The 21,723-nt window shown below is 66.6% G+C and carries 18 protein-coding genes and 1 riboswitch; of the genes, 10 read left to right on the top strand and 8 right to left on the bottom strand.

From position 1 onward, the window contains the following. Positions 1–72: 72 nt before the first annotated feature. Together nrdR and ribD are read left to right on the top strand one after the other, a co-directional pair. Positions 73–591 (top strand): transcriptional regulator NrdR, encoded by a 519-nt coding sequence (gene nrdR, locus ACUVWL_RS14395; protein ID WP_445978486.1) that lies wholly within the window; start codon positions 73–75, stop codon positions 589–591. A gap of 120 nt (positions 592–711) precedes the next feature. Continuing rightward, a complete protein-coding gene (ribD, locus tag ACUVWL_RS14390; protein ID WP_445978485.1) occupies positions 712–1,797 on the top strand; it encodes a bifunctional diaminohydroxyphosphoribosylaminopyrimidine deaminase/5-amino-6-(5-phosphoribosylamino)uracil reductase RibD in 1,086 nt (361 codons plus the stop codon). 36 nt (positions 1,798–1,833) lie between these two features. On the opposite strand, the gene ACUVWL_RS14385 is transcribed toward ribD, so the two are convergent. From ACUVWL_RS14385 to ACUVWL_RS14375, 3 genes are all read right to left on the bottom strand, one after another. Further along, entirely contained in the window at positions 1,834–2,262 is a 429-nt protein-coding gene (locus ACUVWL_RS14385; protein ID WP_080052962.1) for a hypothetical protein, read from the bottom strand. A gap of 95 nt (positions 2,263–2,357) precedes the next feature. Continuing rightward, positions 2,358–3,242, bottom strand: a complete 885-nt coding sequence (locus tag ACUVWL_RS14380; protein WP_445978484.1) for a hypothetical protein — start codon at positions 3,240–3,242, stop codon at positions 2,358–2,360. A 151-nt stretch (positions 3,243–3,393) separates the two neighbouring features. After that, a complete protein-coding gene (locus ACUVWL_RS14375; RefSeq protein WP_014645920.1) occupies positions 3,394–4,014 on the bottom strand; it encodes a hypothetical protein in 621 nt (206 codons plus the stop codon). A 498-nt stretch (positions 4,015–4,512) separates the two neighbouring features. Further along, positions 4,513–4,658: riboswitch (FMN riboswitch) on the top strand. 77 nt (positions 4,659–4,735) lie between these two features. On the opposite strand from ACUVWL_RS14375, the gene ACUVWL_RS14370 reads away from it, so the two are divergent. From ACUVWL_RS14370 to thiL, 5 genes are all read left to right on the top strand, one after another. Continuing rightward, on the top strand, positions 4,736–5,362 hold the full coding sequence (locus ACUVWL_RS14370; RefSeq protein ID WP_049442184.1) for a riboflavin synthase: 627 nt from the start codon (positions 4,736–4,738) through the stop codon (positions 5,360–5,362). After that, positions 5,359–6,459 carry a 3,4-dihydroxy-2-butanone-4-phosphate synthase gene (ribB, locus tag ACUVWL_RS14365; protein WP_014645922.1) on the top strand — a complete coding sequence of 367 codons (1,101 nt, stop codon included), beginning with the start codon at positions 5,359–5,361 and terminating at the stop codon, positions 6,457–6,459. Before ACUVWL_RS14370 ends, ribB begins: the two co-directional genes overlap by 4 nt. Positions 6,460–6,619: 160 nt before the next feature. Beyond that, a complete protein-coding gene (gene ribH, locus ACUVWL_RS14360; protein ID WP_005415267.1) occupies positions 6,620–7,087 on the top strand; it encodes a 6,7-dimethyl-8-ribityllumazine synthase in 468 nt (155 codons plus the stop codon). After that, a complete protein-coding gene (nusB, locus tag ACUVWL_RS14355) occupies positions 7,084–7,563 on the top strand; it encodes a transcription antitermination factor NusB (protein WP_445978483.1) in 480 nt (159 codons plus the stop codon). The genes ribH and nusB overlap by 4 nt, the downstream gene beginning before the upstream one ends. Before the next feature lie 125 nt (positions 7,564–7,688). Then, a complete protein-coding gene (gene thiL, locus ACUVWL_RS14350) occupies positions 7,689–8,651 on the top strand; it encodes a thiamine-phosphate kinase (protein ID WP_032956633.1) in 963 nt (320 codons plus the stop codon). Positions 8,652–8,845: 194 nt separating this feature from the next. On the opposite strand, the gene ACUVWL_RS14345 is transcribed toward thiL, so the two are convergent. Further along, positions 8,846–9,217: a DUF805 domain-containing protein gene (locus ACUVWL_RS14345; protein WP_032956635.1), complete on the bottom strand. Its 372-nt coding sequence runs from the start codon at positions 9,215–9,217 to the stop codon at positions 8,846–8,848. 128 nt (positions 9,218–9,345) lie between these two features. After that, positions 9,346–9,756: a hypothetical protein gene (locus tag ACUVWL_RS14340; RefSeq protein WP_445978482.1), complete on the bottom strand. Its 411-nt coding sequence runs from the start codon at positions 9,754–9,756 to the stop codon at positions 9,346–9,348. Between the two features lie 478 nt (positions 9,757–10,234). Between ACUVWL_RS14340 and ACUVWL_RS14335 the strand changes: the two genes are divergently transcribed. Beyond that, a complete protein-coding gene (locus tag ACUVWL_RS14335; RefSeq protein WP_445978481.1) occupies positions 10,235–10,588 on the top strand; it encodes a hypothetical protein in 354 nt (117 codons plus the stop codon). A gap of 361 nt (positions 10,589–10,949) precedes the next feature. Here the strand turns inward: ACUVWL_RS14335 and ACUVWL_RS14330 are convergent, their stop codons facing one another. Next, positions 10,950–13,379, bottom strand: a complete 2,430-nt coding sequence (locus ACUVWL_RS14330; protein ID WP_445978480.1) for an autotransporter family protein — start codon at positions 13,377–13,379, stop codon at positions 10,950–10,952. Between the two features lie 324 nt (positions 13,380–13,703). Between ACUVWL_RS14330 and ACUVWL_RS14325 the strand changes: the two genes are divergently transcribed. Beyond that, a complete protein-coding gene (locus ACUVWL_RS14325; RefSeq protein ID WP_445978479.1) occupies positions 13,704–16,946 on the top strand; it encodes an autotransporter family protein in 3,243 nt (1,080 codons plus the stop codon). Positions 16,947–17,141: 195 nt separating this feature from the next. Then, entirely contained in the window at positions 17,142–19,163 is a 2,022-nt protein-coding gene (locus ACUVWL_RS14320; RefSeq protein ID WP_445978478.1) for an acyltransferase family protein, read from the top strand. A 442-nt stretch (positions 19,164–19,605) separates the two neighbouring features. On the opposite strand, the gene ACUVWL_RS14315 is transcribed toward ACUVWL_RS14320, so the two are convergent. Beyond that, complete coding sequence (locus ACUVWL_RS14315) at positions 19,606–20,991, bottom strand: FAD-binding oxidoreductase (RefSeq protein ID WP_445978477.1); 1,386 nt, start codon at positions 20,989–20,991, stop codon at positions 19,606–19,608. Continuing rightward, entirely contained in the window at positions 20,988–21,632 is a 645-nt protein-coding gene (locus ACUVWL_RS14310) for a metal-dependent hydrolase (RefSeq protein WP_049440207.1), read from the bottom strand. The genes ACUVWL_RS14315 and ACUVWL_RS14310 overlap by 4 nt, the downstream gene beginning before the upstream one ends. Positions 21,633–21,723 lie beyond the last annotated feature (91 nt).

Genomic DNA, 21,723 nt, shown 5'->3' with positions numbered 1-21,723 from the left:
CGCCCTTTCTCAGGTACCTTTGCGACGCTGCCATGACCGTGGCAATAGGTACTTTCCTGAGCCAGGCGTTCCATGCACTGCCCCTTCTGCCAACATGCCGATACCCGGGTCATCGACTCGCGCGTCTCTGAAGACGGCGCGACGATCCGTCGTCGGCGTGAATGTGAAGCCTGCGGCGAGCGCTTCAGCACCCTGGAAACGGTCGAACTGAAGCTGCCGGCCATCGTCAAGAGCGATGGCACCCGCGAGGCGTTCGACCAGCGCAAGGTCCGCGCTGGCTTCGACCGCGCGCTGCAGAAGCGTGCGGTGGCCGAAGACAAGATCGAAGCAGCGGTGCGTGCGGTGGTTCACCAGCTGCGCATCAGCGGCGAGCGCGAAGTGCCCTCGATCAAGGTCGGCGAGTTCGTGATGAACGAACTGCGCAAGCTCGATCATGTCGGCTACGTGCGCTTCGCTTCGGTCTACCGCAGCTTCGAGGACGTGGCCGATTTCCGCGAGGAGATCGAGAAGCTCGAGCGCGACCTGCCGTCCAGTACCGAACAGCTGCAGCTGCTGGGCGATGTGATCGCCCTGACCAAGAAGAAGGGCTGACTGCCTCTGCCTTGGGGGTGCCAACCTTGGTGGGCACCGGTGGCCGCATTCACTGGTGGGTGCCAACCGTTGGTTGGCACTGACGGCATGGATCAACACCGGCGGCGTTACCATGGCTGCATGACCACTTCGTTCTCCGTCCTCGACCACCTGCACATGGCCAACGCGCTGCGCCTGGCCGAGCGCGCTGCCTATACCACCCGCCCCAACCCGATGGTCGGCTGCGTGATCGCCCATGGCGAACGCGTGGTCGGGCAGGGCTGGCACCAGCGCGCCGGTGGCCCGCATGCGGAAGTGTTCGCCCTGCGCGAGGCCGGCACCGAAGCACGCGGTGCCACCGCCTACGTCACCCTGGAACCCTGCGCCCACTACGGGCGCACGCCACCGTGTGCGCTGGCCTTGATCGAAGCCGGCGTGTCGCGCGTGGTCGCGGCGATGCGCGATCCGTTCCCGAAGGTCGATGGCGGTGGGTTCGATCTGCTGCGCAATGCCGGCATCGACGTCGCCGAAGGGCTGATGGCGGCGCAGGCGCGCGAGCTCAACAAGGGCTTCCTGTCGCGCGTGGAGCGCAATCGGCCGTGGCTGCGGGTGAAGCTGGCCGCCAGCCTGGATGGCCGTACCGCGATGGCCGATGGCAGTTCCAAGTGGATCACCGGGCCGGCCGCGCGCGAGGACGTGCAGCACTGGCGCGCGCGCGCCGGTGCGATCCTGACCGGCGCCGACACGGTGCTGGCCGACGACCCGATGCTGACCGTGCGCCTGGCCGATACCGAAGTGATGGCGCCACTGCGTGTGGTGCTGGATTCGCGCCTGCGCTCGCTCGAATGCAGCCGCGTGCGCGAGGGCGGGGCACCGACGCTGTACCTGCACGCTGCGGCGGTGAGCGCGCCGGATGCGGCCGATGCCGAATTCGCCAGCGTGCCCAGCGCAGAGGGGCGGTTGGACCTGGGCGCGGTGCTGGCGCTGCTGGCCGAGCGCGGCATCAACGAAGTGCACACCGAAGCCGGCGCGACACTGGCCGGTGCGCTGCTGCGCGCTGGCTGGGTCGATGAGCTTCTGCTCTATCAGGCGCCCACGCTGCTGGGCGACAACGGCCGCCCGCTGCTGGCTGGCCTCGGCATTGATGCCATGGACCAGCAGCGTCGCCTGCGCGTGGTTGACCAGCGCCAGGTCGGCGAGGACAACAGGCTGCTGCTGCGCCCATGAAGGAATGACGCAGGGCAGGGGGCTACGCCCATGGCGTCAGGCCGCTTCGTCGTCTTCTTCGCCGACCGGGCACTGGCCCTTCCACTGCTGCTTCCACAGCACATGCAGGTCGCGGCAGTACGCGCCGAGCGCCTCGCCCGGCAGTTGCCTCGCCTTGAACCGCAACTGGCGACGCGTAAAACCGTCGTCGTACTCATCCGGCAGTACCAGCACGGCACACTGGTCGTGGTACATCAGGAAGTCGCGGCAGTGATCATCCTCACTCATCCACGCATCCAGGTGCCTGTCGCTCAGCTGGGTTGACTCGAAGGCGACCGAGGGTTGGACGACGATGATCTTCGTGGCTTTGAACCTGGACGCTTCGGCCTGCCAGCACACCATCAGCGCCAGCAACATGAGCGCGGTCGACGTCATACGGTGTTTCATGCGGTTGCCCTGGTGGAAGAGGGCAACAGCATTGACCATGCAGGCCGCGCAGGGCCATGCAAGGGTTCTGAAAATGCAGTTGCCCTTGCCGTCGGCAACGCTGGGCAGCGCGTAGGCTCGGCGTTACATCCCGCTCACGCGCATTCGTCGGTCCACATCATCTCGGCGATCGGGCGCAGTGCCTTGCATTCCTGCGTCATGTCTTCGGCTGACTTCACCTTCGCCTTGGCCTTCAGTTCCTCGGTCATGGCATCCACGCCACTGATCTGGTCCGGCGCGATCTTCGCCACGCAGGCGCGGTGCTGCTGCAGCAGCAGGTCGCAGCCGGGTACGCCGGTCACTTTCGGCGCGTTGGCCGCCTGCGCGTCCTGCATCCAGTCCTCGAACGGTGCCAGCGCACCGGCTACGGTGCCCACCAGGTCATCGAAGTTGCCGCTGTACCAGTAGCCGTTGTCCTTGGCCGGGTACAGGGTGAAGGTGCCGCTGACCGGCATGCGTGCGCCACTCTGCAGTGCCTGGGCATAGGCATCGGTGAACTGCTTGCGCGAGGCCGGGCTGGCATCGTCGGCCAGGCTGGCGGCGAACAGCGGGCGCACCTTGCCGAGGTCGGGCAGCTGGCAGCTGAAAGTGATGCGCGCCAGCTTCTGGTCTTCCACGTACTCGTTGTCTTCAATCACGCTCTTGCTGGCGCGGCACTTCGAATCACGCAGGGCCTTGGCATACAGCGCTTCGCTGGCGGCCGCGTCGGCCTTTGCGCCGGTGCTGGCAAGCACGACCTGCCACGGATCGGCCAGCGCCTTGGCCAGCGCACCCGGGTTCGGGGTCACCGCGTCCTGGCCTTCGAACGCCGGCTTCAGTGCATCGTTGAGCGCGCGGGTCGCCACGGCGTCATCTTCCAGCAGCACGCGTGCGTACAGGTCGAAAGCCTGTTCGGGCGTCAGTGTGGCCGGGGCGGCGCCGGCCAGCAGCGGGGCCGCCAGCAGGGCGCTGGCCAGCAGGGTACGCAAGGGAGTCTTCATGACGGTGTTTCCTGTTCCAGAGGCGCGCAAGCGTAGCGCATCTTTGCGCAGGCCCGTTGGTGCCTGTGGCCGCCTGCCGGCGCGCGCGGGCCCAAAAAAACGGGCCCCTTGCGGGGCCCGTTCGATCGCACGACGAGGAGCGATCGGTAAATCAGAAGCTGGCGCGGACTCCGACCGAGTACTGGGTGACGTCGCGGTAGCCGGCGATCTCGCCCACTACACCCCAGGTCTTGGTGAAGTTGACCTGGCCGCCGACGGTGCCGACCCAGGTGCCCTTGTAGTTGTTGCCGCCATCCATGTAACCGGCCTTGGCCCAGGCTTCGGTCATGCGCGACGGCTTGCCGCGGATACCCATGGTGACGCGGCCCAGGTTGGTGTGGTCCTTGCCGTGGTAACGCACGCCGTCGTAGCGCAGGGTCGATTCGGCGTTCTGGCGCACCCAGGCGGCATCGGCGGTGAAGTCCAGGCGGTCGGTCCACGGCATGTGGTAGCCGATACCCAGCTCCGGCTGGTTCAGTTCCAGCTTCAGCGAGTCTTCGCCGTAGTGGCGGGTCTTGCTGGTGCGCGACCAGCCACCGAACACGTAGACCTGCTCGGCCAGCGCGACCGAGCCGCGCAGGTAGCCACCGTCGACCTTCGGGTCGTCCAGCACGTTGTCGTCAACCTGGACCTGGGTCCAGCCACCTTCCACGTAGGTGTAGCTCAGGGCGTCGGCCGAAGCCGAGAACGGAGCAGCGGCCAGCAGGGCGGCCACGATCAGGATCTTGCGCATGGGAATTCCTGTGAATTTCAGTCCATTGGCGGGCCTGCCCTCGCGGCTGCCCGTGGCGACCTCATGTCGTCCGCTGCGGATTTTAATGAAAGTTTTACAAAATGCGAGAGACGGCCGTCACAGGCTGGTCTGGCTTGGCCGGGGTCAGAGCCCTTTTCTGCGGAAAGGGATCCGACCCCGGCCATCAGAGTGCGAGCCGGCCTGCATCGGGGTCGGATCCGTTTTCCGTCGGAAAACGGCTCTGACCCCTCGCGATTTCGAGGGACCCGGGGTCAGAGCCCTTTCCTGCGGAAAGGGATCCGACCCCGGTCATCAGAATGCGAGCGGGCCTGCATCGGGGTCGGATCCGTTTTCCGTCGGAAAACGGCTCTGACCCCTCCGCGATTTCGAGGGACCCGGGGTCAGAGCCCTTTCCGGGGCGGAAAGGGATCCGACCCCGGGCATCCCACCCCGTTCAGCACGGGCTGGTACACTAGCCGCGCCGGTTCGCCGGTACACAAACGTCTTCAGGGCGGGGTGCAATTCCCCACCGGCGGTAGGTGCGCAAGCACGAGCCCGCGAGCGCCCCGGCCCACGGCCGGGGGTCAGCAGATCCGGTCCAATGCCGGAGCCGACGGTCATAGTCCGGATGAAAGAAGACGGTGCCACAGGGCCTTCGCGGCCCTGCGCCCGCCTGTTTGCCTTGCGGCGTTTTTCGCTCACTTTTCGCGGAGAACGTTACTTGTTTACTGGAATCATCGAAGGCGTCGGCCGTCTGGCCGCACGCGAATCCATCGGCGGCGATGTCCGCTTCACCTTCAACGTCGGGAATCTGCCGTTCGACAACGTGCAGATGGGCGAGAGCATTGCCATCAACGGTGTCTGCCTCACCGTCATCGCGTTCGACGCCAGCAGCTTCCAGGCCGATGCCTCCACCGAGACCCTGGGCCTGACCACGCTGGGCCAGCTGGGCGAGGGCGCGGTCATCAACCTGGAGCGCGCCATGCGCCCGACCGACCGCCTCGGCGGCCATCTGGTCAGCGGCCACGTCGACGGCCTCGGCCAGGTGCTGTCCATCCATGAAGACGCGCGCGCCCAGCGCTGGCGTTTCGCCGCGCCGGCCTCGCTGCGCCGCTATATCGCCAAGAAGGGCTCGATCTGCGTGGACGGCGTCAGCCTCACCGTCAACGAAGTGGACGACGAAGGCTTCGAAGTCGCCCTGATCCCGCACACCGTGGCCAACACCGCCTTCTCCGCCACCGGCGTGGGCAGCGCGGTCAATCTGGAAATCGATCTGGTGGCCCGTTACGTCGAGCGATTGATGGGTGTGCCGAGCAACGGTCAGCACCCACAGGGAGACGCAGCATGAACTTCGCCCCGATTCCGGAAATCCTGGAAGACATCCGCCTGGGCCGCATGGTGGTCATCGTCGATGACGAAGACCGCGAGAACGAAGGCGACCTGATCATGGCCGCCGAGCTGGTCAAGCCGTCGGACATCAACTTCATGGTCACCCACGGCCGCGGCCTGGTGTGCCTGCCGCTGACCCGCAGCCGCGCCGCCGACCTCGGCCTGGCGCCGATGGTGCAGGCCAATACCGCCCAGTTCCAGACCAACTTCACGGTCAGCATTGAGGCCGCCGAGGGCGTCACCACCGGCATTTCGGCGCATGACCGCGCGCATACCATCCGCACCGCGGTAAAGCCCAATGCCAAGCCGTCGGACCTGCACCAGCCGGGCCACATCTTCCCGCTGATCGCCCAGCCGGGCGGCGTGCTGACCCGCGCCGGCCACACCGAAGCCGGCGTCGACCTGGCCATGCTCGCCGGGCTGGAACCGGCCGGCGTGCTGGTGGAGATCCTGAACCCGGATGGCAGCATGGCGCGCCGCCCGGAGCTGGAAGTGTTCGCCCGCGAGCACGGCCTGAAGATGGGCTCCATTGCCGATCTGATCGCCTACCGCCTGGCCACCGAAAAGACCGTCGAGCGCGTGGACGAGCGCGAGATCGACACCGAATTCGGTCCGTTCAAGCTGGTGACCTACCGCGACCGCATCGCCCACGACCTGCACTTCGCGCTGGTTCGTGGCACGCCGGATGCGGACACCCCGACCCTGGTGCGCGTGCAGGTGGAAAACCCGCTGGCCGACCTGCTGCACTGGCGCCGCGACGACTTCGGCGTGGCGGCCACCGATGCCCTGCGCGCGATCGATGCCGAGGGCGCCGGCGTGATGGTGGTGCTGTCGGCCCCGCGCGACGGTGAAGCCCTGCTGGCCCGCCTGCGCCAGCAGCCGGCGCCGGTGGTGCCGGGCAAGGACAAGGATGTGGGCCAGTGGCGCCGCAACGGTGCCGGCGCACAGATCCTGTCTGACCTGGGCCTGGGCAAGCTGCGGGTGCTGGGCACCCCGCGCCGCCAGGTTGGCCTGGCCGGTTACGGCCTGGAAGTGGTGGAGACGGTCACCCTGTAATGGGGGATTGCAGGCCAGCCGCCGGCACTACCGGTGGGTGCCGGCCCCATGCCACCGGTGGGTGCCGACCGTTGGTCGGCACACCCTGCGGGCCCCCGCCAGCCACGGCCGGGGCCCATCCACGCTAGAATTACCCCCTTATCGAGTCCCCAAGCCGCATATGAGCCACTACGAAGGCGATCTTCGCACTCCCGAGTCGGCGCGCTTCGCCATCCTGGCCAGCCGCTGGAACGCCCGCATCACCGACGCGCTGGTCGCAGGCGCGCGCCTGAGCCTGGCCGGCAACGGCATCACCGAAGCCAACATCGACGTGATCCGCGTGCCGGGTGCCTGGGAACTGCCGCTGGTGGCCGCGCGCCTGGCCGCCGCCCATGAACACGCCGCCATCCTCACCCTGGGCTGCGTGATCCGTGGCGACACCCGCCACTACGAACACGTGGCCGACCGCTGCGCCGAAGGCCTGATGCGCGTGCAGCTGGATTTCGGCGTGCCGGTGCTGAACGGCGTGCTGGCGGTGGAACGCGTTGAAGACGCCGAGGCGCGCGCAGGCGGCAGCCACGGCAACAAGGGCGAGGAAGTCGCACTCGCCGCACTGGAAATGGTCAATCTGCTGGAGCAACTGCCATGAACAAGAACACCCAGGGCAAGCCCTCCGGTAAACCCGTCCGCCGCGATGGCGTCGATCCGGTGCTGCGCTCGCGCGCCCGCCGTCGTGCCGTGCAGGCCATCTACGCCTGGCAGATCTCCGGCGGCAACGCACAGTCGCTGATCGCCCAGTTCGCCCACGAGCAGGCCCGTGAAATCGCCGACCTGGCGTACTTCGAGGCGCTGCTGCACGGCGTGCTCGACAACCGTCGTGACATCGATGAAGCGCTCGGCCCGTACCTGGACCGTGGCATCGAGGAAGTGGACGCGATCGAACGCGCGGTGCTGCGCCTGGCCACCTACGAGCTGCGCTACCGCCTGGACGTGCCATACCGCGTGGTGATCAACGAAGCGATCGAATCGGCCAAGCGCTTCGGTTCCGAACACGGCCACACCTACGTCAACGGCGTGCTGGATCGTGCCGCCGTGGAATGGCGCAAGGTCGAATCGGGTCACTGACCCGATTTCTGTAGAGCCGAGCCATGCTCGGCTCACCGTGCAGCGCACGGTTGCGTTCGGCAATGCGGCGCGTGATCGAACTGCAGCCGAGCATGGCTCGGCTCTACAAAAAAGCAGAACGCCCCATGTCCCTGGCCGAATTCGCCCTCATCGACCGCATCCGCGCCCGCACCCTCGAGCGCGACGACATCCTGCTCGGCATCGGTGACGACGCCGCGCTGCTGCAGCCGCGTGCCAACGAGCAACTGGTGGTCACCGCCGATACGCTCAACAGCGGCGTGCACTTCCCGGTTGAGACGCCTGCCTTCGACATCGGCTGGAAGACCCTGGCGGTCAACCTGTCGGACCTGGCCGCGATGGGCGCGCGCCCGGCGTGGTGCACGCTGGCACTGTCACTGCCGGAAGCGTCTGAAGATTGGATCGAGGCCTTTGCCGATGGCTTCTTCGCCCTGGCCGACCAGCACGACATCGCGCTGATCGGTGGCGACACCACGCGCGGTCCGCTGTCGCTGTCGGTGACCGCGATGGGCCAGGTCGGGCGTGGCCAGGCCCTGCGGCGCGACCGCGCACAGGCAGGCGATGACATCTGGATCAGTGGCACGCTGGGCGATGCCGCCGGCGCGCTGCGCCTGTGGCAACAAGGTGCGTTGAGCATCGCCACCGCCACGCTGCTGGCCGACTACGAAAGCCTGCGCCTGCGCCTGCTGCGGCCGACGCCGCGCGTGACCCTGGGCCTGCGCCTGCGGGCCTTCGCGCACGCGGCGGTGGATGTGTCCGACGGCCTGCTGGCCGACCTCGGTCATATCGCCACGCGTAGCAACGTGGCCGCGCATGTGGACGCCGATTCGCTGCCGATCTCGCACGCGCTGCGTGAGCTGCTCGGCCGCGACACTGCGCGCGACTGCGCACTGCGCGGGGGCGACGACTACGAACTGTGCTTCACCGCCGCCGCCGACCAGCGCGACGCACTGCACTACCTCGCCGAATCGCTGGACGTGCCGCTCACCCGCATCGGTCGGATTGCCGAAGGGCAGGGCGTGCATGTGGATGGCGAAGCCGCCGACGGCGGTTACCAGCACTTCGCGTAGCCGCAGCGGTACCGCCCTGCTGGGTGCCAAGCTTCGGTGTGGGGTCAGATCCCTTTGCGCCGCAAAGGGATCTGACCCCAAGTGAAGCACATCGATGTTGCTCTGGTAGGTGCCAACCTTGGTTGGCACGAATGCGTCAGCCGCCCGTGCCAACAGCGTGTCGACCAAGGTCGACACCCACCAACGCGGGCGGGTTACACGTGCGGAACCGCTGTATCGAAGCGGTTGTTGCCCGGCGTGCCGGGTAGCAGCAGGAACACCAGCACCACCAGGCCCACAATCGGCACCAGCATCAGCAGGTACCACCAGCCTGAACGGTCGGTGTCATGCAGGCGGCGCACGGTCACTGCAATCATCGGCACGATGATCGCCAGCCACACCAACGCGCCCACGCCCGTCGATATCAGTGCCAGCGTGCTTGAACCGGTGTAGCCAGCAATGAAGCCCAGCACATTCGACGGTATCAACACGATCACGACGAACAACTGAAACCACCAGAACTCACCGCGGCTGGCGCGCCCGCTGAACTGGGCATAGCGGGTAAGCGGAATCATCATCTTGTGCATCCGGGCACTCCCTGAAAAGAAGTGCGCACTATTGGTGCTCCTGTGATGATGAGCCATCGGAATCGTTGCAATTGCGTGCAGCGTGCAACTGAACTGAGCGCTACCCCGCACTTCTCCTTGTTGGGTGCTTACGCTGCTCGCAACTGCACATCCACATACTCGGCCAGCCCACGGCAGGCCAGCAGCAGCCCTTCGCGCGCGCCGTCACCCATCTGCTGGTCGATATCCCCGTCCACGCGGACGCGTTCAGTGGCGTGCAGCAGTTCCAGCAGGAAACTCAGCCCCGCATTGGCGCGGTCGATGCGCGCCAATGCCAGCCGCTGACCAGGCGTACGGTTGTGGCCGGGCCACGGCTGGCCGTCGGCGGCATCGCCCTGGCGGATGTACTGCAGGCAGGCCTGCAGGGTGATGGCGCCAGGGCTGTTACCGGTCTGCAGCGCAACGAAGGTGTCTTCCAGCGTGCGGGCCAGGTCATCGGGCAGGCGCGTGGCGGCCTCGCCCAGGGTGGCGAACAGGTGCGGGTAAGGGGAAGCGGTCATGGCGGCGTCCTTGTGCAAGCGGCAAGGGGCCACCCTGCTTAACAGCGAGGGTGGCGGACGGTGCGTGGTTCCAATACCGGAGGTCGATGTAGAAGCGCCGGCGGGCACGAGGCCCCCACGCACCGCCCGCCATGTAAGCGCGGACAGAATGCCTGCCGACGCCACCCAACAAGGAAAGAGCGACGCCGGCAGGCAAGCGTAACCAACACATCAACCTAACGGGATTGGAAGCCCGTGCCACCCGTTGTCGGTGGCGCTACATGATTTGCATGAAGCGCCAATGCTGCCAATGAGAATTGTTGGAAAGTTCGAAAGCGTTGCAACTTCGTCGCTGGCAGCTAGCGGATGGTGCTGCCTGCCGAATGCGACATTCTTCGCCACTACGTATCGTAGAGTCGAGCGCGCTTCATCACTTCGTCAGAGTGGCATCAGCTTCAATGGGAGTTGCCGAGCTCAGCGATGCCGCTACGCTGGGTAGATGAAAATTCTCTTGATCGCCTTCTTGCTGGCATCTTCGCCGGACGTCATAGAGCCCGGCTACAGAATGGGAAGCTACAAGGAAAATCCATCGCCGATGCCGGGCACGCTGAAGGCATTGGGCGCGCGATGGGAGATGGACTACAGAACACTACGCCCTGCCCTGTTGAAAGCGGGGTGGGGCGGAATACCACGCGAGTACTCGCATCCGAACGTGCTTGGATTTCCCGAGGTCAATTGTGGCCGCGGCTGGCAGGCGGTCTGCTGGTCCATGTTCCACAAGAATGGCCGGGATATTTTTCTGCAACTGCATCCCACAGACGACGGCCGCCTTATCCTGATTGGCGCAGAGTGACGCTTTCGCCATCGCTGTCTTCCAGGTGTTTGTTGATACCCAGGCATTCATTGGTCGGGATGCCGGGGGCGCTGCCGGTTTTCGGGGTTCCCGCTGCTCAGCTGTGAAGCGGTGCAGAAGAGCCGCATGGGAGGCCCATCCTGATTGCTCCTCTGGCCGGATCAGCCCAAATCAGCCCGAATCAGCCCAAAGAGTGGATCGCTGCTGGAAGAAGGCATTGACCAGACAGGTCCATGGTTCCCCTGCGCTGACGGCGCCGAGCTTGCTTGGCTGATGCAGAACGTAGCCGAGCGTTGGCTCGGCTCTACAAGAGCAAAGAAAAGTGGCGCCGGAATCATCCGGCGCCGTGCGTATTTCTACCTTACCACTTGTACGACATGCTCAGGTTCGCCGTCGCCTCGCGGTAACCATGGTCACCGCGCATCACGCCGAAGCCACCCCAGGCACTCAGCCCGGAACGGAAGTCCACGCGCGCACCGGCATTCAGCTCGTAGCGGTTGCGCGGCACGCTGGCCTTCAGTGCTTCATCATCGAACGCCATGCCGTTGCTGGCGCCATCGCGGTACCAGTTGGCCACCACATACGGGCTGACCGATGCACCGGCGGCACTGCGGCCTTCACCCTGCAGGCGCAGGCCCACGCGGCCGGACAGGCCGTTGTCGCCCAGGCTGCGCACCACCGTGCCGTTGGCTTCTTCGTGGCGATCGGTGTTGGCGTCGGTGTAGGTCAGCTGCAGTTCCGGCTGCAGGCTCAGCGCGGTGCTGCCGATCTGGCCGATGCCAATGCGGTAGCCGGCTTCCAGCGAGCTCTGCCAGATGTCCGAGTCGTAGCGTTCCTCGGCCAGGCCTTCGCCCTGCACGCGGTTGCGGAACTGGCCGCGCTGCACGCTGGCATCCACATACAGTGCATCGTTGCTCCAGTTGCCGTACACGCCCAGCGCGCCGCCGTTGATCTTGCCGCGTGCACTGTAGCCGGTCAGCTGCGAACGCGAGGTGGCGTCGGACCTGGCCAGCGTGCCCATCAGGCCCACGCGGCCCTGGCCGTTGTCGAACACGCCGATGTCCGCACCCAGCTGCAGGCGCGAGCGGTCCACGCGCAGGTCCAGCTGGTCTTCCACCGCCGACAGCTTGCTCTGTGTAGCGTCCACGCGGGCCCAGCCACGCACGCCATCCACGGCGGCGGTGCTGCCGCCCTGGCGGTCGTGCCAGCCGTGGCGCAGCAGCTGGCTCATCGCGAACTGGTTGGCCAGGTACGCGCCGGCTTCCGGGCGCAGCACCGGCGTGGGGTCGATCGGATCGACCGGATCGACCGGATCGACCGGATCGACCGGATCCACCGGGTCCACCGGATCGACCGGCTTACACTCCGGCAGCGTCGGGTCGATCACACACGGATCCGGCGCCCCGGCAAGTTCCGAGCGCAGGTACCAGCCGCCGTTGGTCGCGTCCTTGAACAGGAAGTACTCGTACTGCCCACCCACCGCGCGGCCCTGCAGGTCGAACTGCGCATTGGACGCACCGCCCACACGGATCAGCTCGATGCCCTTGTCGGTCTTGGCGCCCGCGCCACCGGCATTGAGCACGCGTACGTTGGCCTGGCCGTTCGAATCGCCCTTGATGATCAGCGTGTCGGTGGCCGAGCTGTCGTCACCCAGCTGGGTGTTGAACAGCAGGGTGCCACCGGCGCCGTCGAAGGTATCCACGGTGAGCGTGTTGAACGTACTGCCATTGCCCAGCGCCACCGTGCCGGTGTTGCCCAGCGCCAGGTGGCCGACATTGCTGTCGCCGGTCATCAGCCAGGTGCTGTCGCTGTCGATGCTGGCCGAAGTGACGTTGAGGAAGCGGCCGTCGATCTGCGCCTTGTTGCGCAGGGTTACGTTGATCGTGCCGTTGGCAACCGTTGCCGTATCGAGCCTGACATCACCGATCAGCCGCGCGTCGTCCACTGTGAAGCTGACACGACTGTCGGCGGCGACAGGGTTGCCGGTCCACGAACTCATCAGCAGCAGATTCCCGTCGCCTGCGACAAGTTGTGACCCGTTCGCGACGGTGATCTGGTACTCGGCATCCGGCGCGCGCGGTGCGACGCGGATTGCGGCGCCGCGACGGGACTGGAGCACGGAGTGGTCAACACGAAGTTCGATCGGGGGCTGGCCAGCCGCTGAGGGCGCCAGCAGTGCGGCCATGTTGTCGGCGTCGATGCGGGAGCCTTCCAGATGGATCGTGCCCCCCATCAGACGTACGCCCAGCCCGCTGTTGATGTCAGGTGTGCCGGGCGCATCCTCGACACGGATGGTGCTGTTGCGCACCGTTGCGAACGCGTTCTGTGGGAAGGCACCCCCAGCAGGAGAGAGGTCGATGCCTACGCTGGCAATGCCGGGATGCACGCCCGCTCCCGCCGCGACGGAGATCTGGCTGTCTTCGATCCAGGCGGTGCTGCTGTCGACAAGATGGACGCCACCGTTGAATTGCGTCGATCGAGCCGCCAGGACCGAGGCGCCGGAGAGGCGCACAGCGGGGCCCGCCGTCGTCGCATCCACACTAGTGTTGGACAGCACCACGGTCGAGTCAGCAGCGGTCAGATTGCGGGTTGCGCCGTCATTCACGGTCAGCAGCGAGCCGTTCTTCAACGTCCACGCTTCGACCGGATCCCCAGCACCGACCTCCGCAGTCTGGCCATCGAGATCACCGGCCAGGGCGACGCCGGAGGGAAGGGATGCCAGTGCCAGCAGCAGGCTGCGGAACAACAGGCGCGGCGTCGGAGGATGGGAGGCGGTGGCGGTGCGCTTCATGGGGGAATCCTTGTGTCGGAGAAGGGGAAGAGACGCGACACGACGCAACCGCATTCAGACGACGTGCCGTATATCCTTCATCTCTGTGACGATGGCGTGAAGGGCGGGCAATTGCGAAGTCAAGTGTCTCTACCGGACTGGCGCCAGTCTCTGTGCGCAGCCCGGCCGAACCCATGCAAAAAGTTGTAAAGCACACTGAACACCGGTAGCGCCTTCAGCTTTCAGCCAGCACTGCGACAGCCTGTCGCAGGTGAGTTGCAAGTGATTCGATGGAGGCAGTGAACGGAGATGACGAGCATGGCGCCTCCTTTCAGGAGCAACCCCATGCACACACCCACCCCACGCCACCATGCGCTGGCCGCCGCCCTCGCCATTGCACTGCTTGCAAGCATTCCCGCCTCGGCCCAGCAGATCGTGGCCGACGGCGACGACCAGATGCCCGCCGAAGGCGATTACCACACCACTGAGCCGGTGCTGCCGGGCGACCCGTCGGGGCATGCCTTCTACGCAGTCAACGGCGGCCGCATTCTTCCGACAGGGCCGGTCAACCTCTCCACCGAAGGACGCGGAGCGCACGCTGCGCACGCCGAAGGTACCGGCAGCCTGATCTCGTTGCAGGGCGCATCGGTGAGCACCACCGGCATCTCCGCAGCAGGCGCGTCAGTTGCTACGGGCGCCCGGCTGGAGGCCGCCGATGTAGTGATCGAGACACGCGGCAACAGCGCCCACGGGGTACAGGTGCAGGGGGCGGATGCCGTGCTGAGAAACGTGCAGGTCCGCAGCACTGGCGGCGATGCGCTGCGGTTGATGGGGGGCACGCTGCAGGTTCAGGGCGCTCAGTTGCAGGTGAACCGCTACGGTACTTACGGTCTGTATGCGAATGCGGGCACAGCAACGCTGGATGGGGTCCACATCGACATGGCGGGTGACGCGGGCAATGGTGTCCTGGCGACCGGCACGGCCGAGGTCGTCCTGCAGGACGCGAGCATTGGACGCGTGGGTCATTCGGGTGTGGCCGCAACGGCGCATCGCGGCGCGCGCCTGGTGATGAAGGGTGTGGACATCGACATGCGCGGTGACGCCGCCGTCGGTCTGGCGATGGGAGGCAGCGTAAACGTTTCCGACAGCCGCATCAGCGTGCAGGGCGCCCATGGTCGTGCCGTCGATCAGTCAGGTGGTGCGCTGGACGTGCAGAGCAGCGAGCTGTCCGGCAATACGGGACTGAGGCTGATGGACAATGGCAGCGTGAACCTGCGTGACAGCAGTATCCGCAGCGAGCTGGTCGCATTGGATATCAATGGCCGAGGCAACGTCGTGACAGTGGAGCGCAGCTCGCTTGCAACGTCTGCAGGTACCGCCATCTGGATGCCGAACGATTCCACGCTGGTGCTGAGTGAGTCTTCAGTGGTGGCCCAGGGAGACGGTGGGCTCGGCCTTGATGCACGGGGCGGCAGCGCGCAGCTTTTCAGTACCAACCTGCGCACAGGGGGGCGTTCTGCCCATGGTCTGTATGCGCAGGGTGGCGCCGGGCGGCCGCCCGGGATCGAGGCGGTCGATTCCCAGGTGCTGACCGAGGGTGATGGGTCTGCTGCGGCGATTGCACGCACCGGCGGGACCGTCACGCTGGTCGACAGCCGCTTGCAGACCCTTGGCCGATCCTCGCACGGTGTCATTGCCGGTGGTGCTGGGCAGATCGCTTTGAACAACACCCATGTACGCACCGAAGGCGAGGGCGCGTGGGCGGCGGTGATCAATGACAACGGTCGGATGCGTATCGACGGCGGCTCGCTGGTGAGCGTCCAGCATGGTGGTGTGTGGGTGCGCAGCAGCCGCGACCCGGGCCTGACATTGTCCAACGGTGCGGTGGTATCGGGCGGCAATGGCATCGCGCTGGCGTTGGATGCGGCGGTGGCCGGGCGTTTCGACGTGCTGCTGGAGGGGCGCTCGCAGATGGTGGGTGACATCGTCATTACTCCGGAAGACGAGGACGCTGGACTGCCGCCACAGTCGGACGTGCATGTGCGGCTGGCGGATGGATCGCTATGGCAGGGTTCGTCGGATCTGGTGCAGACGATGGCGATCGAGAGTGGCAGCCAATGGACACTGACCGGTGATGCCACGGTGGGCGAACTGCAGGTGCTCAACAGTGGCGTGGCCTTGTCCGACGGCAGTGGTCGCTTCAATACCCTCACCGTGGACGGCGACCTGCATAGCGCAGGGGCGACGTTCCTGTTCCAGGGCACGCTGGCCGGCGATGACAGCGCGATGGACCGCGTGCACGTGCGCGGCGACAGCTCCGGCGACGCGCTGATCGCGGTGAAGAACATCGGTGGCGTAGGCGCACCTACCGTGGATGGCATCGCGCTGATCGAGATCGACGGTGCATCGCTGGCGAGTTACACGCTGAGCGGCCGCGCGGTGGGCGGATCGTACGAGTACTTCCTGTTCCAGGGCGGCCTGGCCGATCCTTCCGATGGCAACTGGTATCTGCGTTCGCAGTGGTTCGATATCTGCCAGGACAACCCGGCCGCACCGGGGTGCGTGGTCGATCCGGGCCCGGATCCGGATCCAACCGATCCGACTGGTCCCGGCGATCCGACTGATCCGACTGATCCGACTGATCCGGGCGATCCGATCCTGCCGCCACCGGTGCTGCGCCCGGAAGCGGGGGCTTACCTGGCCAACCAGTCGGCGGCAATCAACCTGTTCGCGCACCGCATGCACGAGCGCAATGGCGCGCGTTCGATGGGCAGCGAGCGCCAGGCCTGGGCACGCGTGGGTCGGCAGCAGGCGGATTTCAGCGCGGTCGGCGGCCAGCTGTCGATTGATGGCAACACCTCGATGTTGCAGATCGGCACTGACCTGCTGCAGCGTGGCAACGCGGTTGCCGGTGTGATGCTGGGCAGCGGCCGCGCCGACAGCAGCGTAATGTCCGATCTGACCGGTTACAGCGCCAAGGGCCGGGTGCGTGGCAGCGCCGTGGGTGTGTACGGCACCTGGATGCAGGAAGCGGACGGCACGCGGGGCGCGTATGTGGATGCAGCCCTGCAGTACGGCCGCTTCGATAACCGCGTGCAGGGCATCGGCCTGGCGCCGGAGCACTACGACTCGCGCATGGCCACTGCGTCACTGGAGTCCGGCTACACATTCAATGTGTGGCAGGACACCGCCAGCGCACTGTATGTGCAGCCACAACTGCAGCTGAGCCATGTCGATTTCCGCGCCGATCGCCACGTGGAGAGCAACGGTACGGTGGTCGACCATGCCGACGCCGGTGGCCTTAGCGGGCGCCTGGGCGTGCGTGTGTTCGGCCATGGCACGGCCGCCGGCAACACCGTGCAGCCGTACCTGGGCGTGAACTGGCTGCGTGGCAGCGGCACCAGTACGTTGCAGTTCAACGGCGACACGCTGGCTGCGGACGTGCCGCGCAACCGCTATGAAGTGCAGGCCGGTGCCGAGCTGAGGCTGGGCCAGCGTTGGGGTGCGTGGGGTGGCATGAGCGTGCAGCGCGGCGATCATGGCTACCGCAACGTAGGCGGCCAGCTGGGCCTGCGCATGGCCTGGTAAGCGCGCCTGCGGCGGGGTCGGATCCCATTGCCAAGGCAATGGGCTCTGACCCCCCAGTTGCTGCTGTGGAGCCGAGCCTATGCTCGGCTCACTGCGATCTGGACGAAGGGCAGCCGAGCATGGCTCGGCTCTACAACCGCGCCGATCCGGGACTGGACCTGAACGTTGTCCACGTCTGTCGCGATTGTCCATTGAATGACTGCGCAAACGGTGGCGATGCTGCCGCCCTGTCTTCTGCCGGTTGCCCGCGTGTCCTCTCCCGAACGTTCCCACAACGCCGCCATCGATGGCCTGCGTGCACTGGCGGTGCTGGCCGTCGTCCTTTTCCACACCAACGCGACGTGGCTGCCCGGCGGCTTCACCGGTGTGGACCTGTTCTTCGTGGTATCCGGCTTCGTGATCAGCCAGTCGCTGGCCTCGCGCGCCCAAGCATCGCTGGGTGCGATGCTGCTCGATTTCTACCGGCGTCGCGTGCTGCGCCTGTTGCCGGCGCTGCTGGTGATGCTGATGGCCACTTTCGTACTGTCGGCACTGTTCATTCCCCGCGCGTGGCGCAATGAGCAGTTCGACCAGGCCGGCTGGGCCGCGCTGGTCGGTTTCAGCAACATCGTGCTGGCCGGCCAGCAGGACGATTACTTCTCGCCCGGCGCTGAACTCAATCCGTTCCTGCATACCTGGACGCTGGGTGTGGAAGAGCAGTTCTACCTGGTCTTCCCGCTGTTGTTCTTCGTGTGGCTGCGCGGGCGTGAGCGCTGGCCGGGGGCGCGTTGGCTGTTGCCGGCGCTCACCATGCTGTCGCTGGCGTGGGCGGGCTGGCAGGCGCGATCGGCGCCGGCGTCGGCGTTCTATCTGCTGCCGGCGCGGTTCTGGGAGCTGGCCGCAGGTGCGCTGCTCTACCAGTGGATGCATAAACGTACGCCACGCCAGGGCAGCGACGCGGCTGCCGTGGCGGGCCTGGCGCTGCTGGCCGCGGGTGTGCTGATCGCCCCGCAGTTGGCGATGCCGGTGCCGGGCGTGCTGGCGACCGTGGCCGGTACCCTGCTGCTGTTGGCGGGCGTGTCGACAGCGGGGACATCGCGCATCGCCCGTGCGCTGGGCTGCGCACCGCTGGCCTACCTGGGTCGGCTGTCCTATTCGCTGTACCTGTGGCATTGGCCGCTGCTGGTACTGCTGCGCTGGACCTATGGCCTGCATGGCGTCGCGCTGTGGCTGTATCCGGTGCTGCTGCTGGCGGTGTCGGCCGCGTCCTACCACTTCATCGAGCGCCCGCTGCGCAGTGCGGCGCCGCTGCTGCGGCTGGCACCGGCCAAGGTGCTGGCGATGGCGTTGCCGCTGGTGGCGCTGTGCGGTGCGGGCGCCTGGGCAACGGTGGAGTACCACGAGCAGGTCTCGCTGAGCGTGACCCGCGACGGCTATGCATGGCAGGCGCGCCGCTACCCGGCGTGGCGACCGCTGGAGCCGGTGAGTGCGCCAGCGCTCGACGGGCGGCGCCTGTTCGTGGTGGGCGACTCGCATGCAGCGGCGTATCGCACCATGACCAGCATGGTCGCGCGCCAGACCGGCATGGAGGTACGCCAGCAGGATCGCGGCGGCTGCAGCTTCGTCAACCTGCTGCGGGCCAGCCCGGCCGACTGCCAGGACTTCATTGAAGACACGCTGTCGACCATCGAACGCGAGGCGCGCCCGGGTGACATCGTGCTGCTGGCGGCCTTGCGCATGCCGGAACTGCGTGGGTTCGACTGGCAGCGGCAGGATGCACAGCAGATCTATCAACAGCTGCTGGCCGAACGCACGCCCGCGCATGCACAGGCTGCACGCGACGAAGCCGATCGCGTGCTGGGGCGTTTGCAGAAGCTGGGCGTACAGGTGGTGATCGACGCACCGCTGCCGCTGTTCAAGGCCGGTGCGTACCGCTGTTCAGACTGGTTCAACCGCCACAACCCGGCATGCGCGGGAGGTCTGAGTATGTCGCGCGCGGATCTGGAGAGGCTGCGGGCGCCGCAGATGGCGTTGCTGGCCGAGCTGGCAGCGCACCATCCATCGCTCACCGTGTGGGATCCGCTGCCGCTGCTGTGTGGGCCGCAAGCCTGTTTGGCGGTGGAAGACGGCGAACCATTGTTCTTCGACAACGATCACCTGAGCGGCCATGGCAACCGCGTGCTGCTGCCCAGCTTCCGGCAGACCCTGATCGATATCGCAGCCGACAAGACGGTGTAGAGCCGAGCCCACGCTCGGCTTGCGCGATCTGGTCGAAGAGCAGCCGAGCATGGCTCGGCTCTACAGGAGCGCGAAGGTGAACGACACGTCGTTGTAGAGCCGAGCCCACGCTCGGCTTGCGCGCACAGCGCGGGCGTCATCGCGATCTGGTCGAAGAGCAGCAGAGCACGGCTCGGCTCTACAGGAGCGCGAAGGTGAACGACACGTCGTTGTAGAGCCGAGCCCACGCTCGGCTTGCGCGCACAGCGCGGGCGTCATCGCGATCTGGTCGAAGAGCAGCCGAGCATGGCTCGGCTCTACAGGAGCGCGAAGGTGAACGACACCTCGTTGTAGAGCCGAGCCCACGCTCGGCTTGCGCGCACAGCGCGGGCGTCATCGCGATCTGGTCGAAGAGCAGCGAGCATGGCTCGGCTCTACAGGAGCGCGCAGGAGTGCGCGCAGTCTATGCCGGCGGCAGCACCTTACCGGGGTTGAGGATGCCGTCCGGGTCCAGCGCGGCCTTGATCGCGCGCATCGTTGCCAGCGTTTCCGGGGTGAAGGCCTGCGCCATGAAATCGCGCTTGGCCAGGCCGATGCCGTGTTCGCCCGACAACGTGCCGCCCAATGCCAGCGTCAGCTCGAAGATCCTTGGCAGCGCGGCATGCGCGCGCGTGTTCTCGTCGGCATCGTCCGGGTGGTAGAGGATGTTGACGTGCAGGTTGCCGTTGCCGGCATGGCCGAAGGTGACGATGGTCAGCGTGTAGTCACGTGCCAGCGCCTGCACGCCGGCCACCAGCTCCGGAATGCGCGACACCGGGACCACTACATCTTCATTGATCTTGCCCGGCGCCACACTGCGCAGCGCAGGCGACAGCGCCTTGCGCGCCGCCCACAGCTGGTCGCGTGCGCGGCCTTCCATCGCCACGTCCAGTTCGATCATGCCGTCGCCTTCGGCGGCGCTGGCCAGGGCCTGCAGTAGATAGGGCAGGGTGTCGTGGTCACCATCGGCCTCGACCAGCAGCATCGCACCGGCCTCTGGCACGTCAGCACCATTGAGCCGCAGCAGCTCCAGGCTGCGCGCGTCCATGAATTCCAGGCGGGTGGGTACCACCGGCTGCGACATCAACCGCGATACGGCGGCCGCAGCAGCATCGGCATCACGGTACAGCACGCGCAGCCCGGCCTGGCTGACCGGCAACGGGGTCAGCTTCAGCGTGGCTTCCACGATCAGTGCCAGCGTGCCTTCGCTGCCCACCAGCAGATGGGTGAGGTCGTAGCCGGTGGCGTCCTTGGTGTAGGCACCACCGCAGCGGATCAGCTCGCCGGTGCCGGTCACCGCCACCAGGCCCAGCACGTTGTCGCGGCTGGTGCCGTACTTCACCGCGCGCGGGCCGCCGGCATTGCAAGCGAGGTTGCCGCCGATGCTGCAGATCTCGGCGCTGGAAGGATCCGGCGCCCAGAACAGGCCATGCGGGGCCAGTGCCTGCTGCAGGGTGCCATTGAGCACGCCGGGCTGCACGACCGCGCAGCGATCACCGGCGCGGATCTCGATGATGCGGTCCATGCGGGTGAACGACAGCACGATGCTGCCCGGCCGCGGGACGGCTGCACCGGTCGTGCCGGTGCCGGCGCCGCGCGCGACCAGCGCCACGCCATGCGCGCGACAGGCACGTACCAGTGCCTGAACCTGTTCGACGTCGGCGGGCAGCGCCACGGCTGCCGGACGCTGGCGGCGCCATGAATTGTCCTGCGCGTTGGCCTCCAGCGCGCTGTCATCCATGCGCCAGCCCTCCGCGCCCAGCAGGGTGGACAGTTCGGCGACCAGGGCAGCAGGCAGGGCAGGACTCATGACGGATCTCGAGAGGCAGCAGGAGCGGGTTGGATCAGTTTCCAGGCGACAACGGCGCCGGCCAGTGGCAGCCACACCCAGCGCAGTTCGGAGAGCAGGGTAGCCACGCCGCGTGCGCTGAAGAACTGTGGGGCGAAGGGTGAAACGCGGATCGGTCGCCACGGTGCGAAGAAGCGGTGTTCGCTCCACGGCCAGGCCAGTGCGACGCCGAGGCCGCCGGAGGTCATCGCATCCAGCAGTGGATGGCTGGCGGCGCAGACGAAGACGAATACAGCGGCTTGTACGGTCGATGCCACCGTTGGCCCTGCCTTGGTAGGTGCCAACCTTGGTTGGCACGAAACCGCCGACCAAGGTCGGCGACTACCGGAGCTGTGCTGCGCCGACCAAGGTCGGCGACTACCAAAGAACGCCAACGCCGCCGCCAATGCCGCCAGCACGCCGGCAAACAGCAGCGAATGGCTGGCACCGCGATGGCCGAAGGCATCCGCATAGGGAATGTGCAGCGCAAAGGCCAGTACATCGGCATCGGGCAGCATCGCGGCGATCACGCCTGCAACCAGCAGGCGCGGCGGGATGCGGCCACGATCAGCGGCGCACCACAGCGCCAGCGGCACGGCGGCATGGGTGATGATCGAAGGCATCAGTCACGCACCATGGTAGTGCCGGCCAGGCTGCGCTCTGGCGGGGGCAAACCTTGGTTGGCACAGACGCGCCGACCAAGGTCGGCTTCTA

The sequence above is a fragment of the Stenotrophomonas muris genome, assembly GCF_052751275.1.
This window is presented reverse-complemented; position numbering and strand designations above follow the sequence as displayed.

What these genes read in the sequence shown, in the direction of transcription:
- ACUVWL_RS14345 (WP_032956635.1), bottom strand. Translation starts at nt 9,217, where the DNA reads ATGCACAAGATGATGATTCCGCTTACCCGCTATGCCCAGTTCAGCGGG.
- ribH (WP_005415267.1), top strand. Translation starts at nt 6,620, where the DNA reads ATGAGCCACTACGAAGGCGATCTTCGCACTCCCGAGTCGGCGCGCTTC.
- ACUVWL_RS14325 (WP_445978479.1), top strand. Translation starts at nt 13,704, where the DNA reads ATGCACACACCCACCCCACGCCACCATGCGCTGGCCGCCGCCCTCGCC.
- nusB (WP_445978483.1), top strand. Translation starts at nt 7,084, where the DNA reads ATGAACAAGAACACCCAGGGCAAGCCCTCCGGTAAACCCGTCCGCCGC.
- ACUVWL_RS14310 (WP_049440207.1), bottom strand. Translation starts at nt 21,632, where the DNA reads ATGCCTTCGATCATCACCCATGCCGCCGTGCCGCTGGCGCTGTGGTGC.
- ACUVWL_RS14340 (WP_445978482.1), bottom strand. Translation starts at nt 9,756, where the DNA reads ATGACCGCTTCCCCTTACCCGCACCTGTTCGCCACCCTGGGCGAGGCC.
- nrdR (WP_445978486.1), top strand. Translation starts at nt 73, where the DNA reads ATGCACTGCCCCTTCTGCCAACATGCCGATACCCGGGTCATCGACTCG.
- ACUVWL_RS14380 (WP_445978484.1), bottom strand. Translation starts at nt 3,242, where the DNA reads ATGAAGACTCCCTTGCGTACCCTGCTGGCCAGCGCCCTGCTGGCGGCC.
- ACUVWL_RS14315 (WP_445978477.1), bottom strand. Translation starts at nt 20,991, where the DNA reads ATGAGTCCTGCCCTGCCTGCTGCCCTGGTCGCCGAACTGTCCACCCTG.
- ACUVWL_RS14375 (WP_014645920.1), bottom strand. Translation starts at nt 4,014, where the DNA reads ATGCGCAAGATCCTGATCGTGGCCGCCCTGCTGGCCGCTGCTCCGTTC.
- ribD (WP_445978485.1), top strand. Translation starts at nt 712, where the DNA reads ATGACCACTTCGTTCTCCGTCCTCGACCACCTGCACATGGCCAACGCG.
- ACUVWL_RS14330 (WP_445978480.1), bottom strand. Translation starts at nt 13,379, where the DNA reads ATGAAGCGCACCGCCACCGCCTCCCATCCTCCGACGCCGCGCCTGTTG.
- ACUVWL_RS14335 (WP_445978481.1), top strand. Translation starts at nt 10,235, where the DNA reads ATGAAAATTCTCTTGATCGCCTTCTTGCTGGCATCTTCGCCGGACGTC.
- ACUVWL_RS14385 (WP_080052962.1), bottom strand. Translation starts at nt 2,262, where the DNA reads ATGGTCAATGCTGTTGCCCTCTTCCACCAGGGCAACCGCATGAAACAC.
- ACUVWL_RS14320 (WP_445978478.1), top strand. Translation starts at nt 17,142, where the DNA reads ATGACTGCGCAAACGGTGGCGATGCTGCCGCCCTGTCTTCTGCCGGTT.
- ribB (WP_014645922.1), top strand. Translation starts at nt 5,359, where the DNA reads ATGAACTTCGCCCCGATTCCGGAAATCCTGGAAGACATCCGCCTGGGC.
- thiL (WP_032956633.1), top strand. Translation starts at nt 7,689, where the DNA reads ATGTCCCTGGCCGAATTCGCCCTCATCGACCGCATCCGCGCCCGCACC.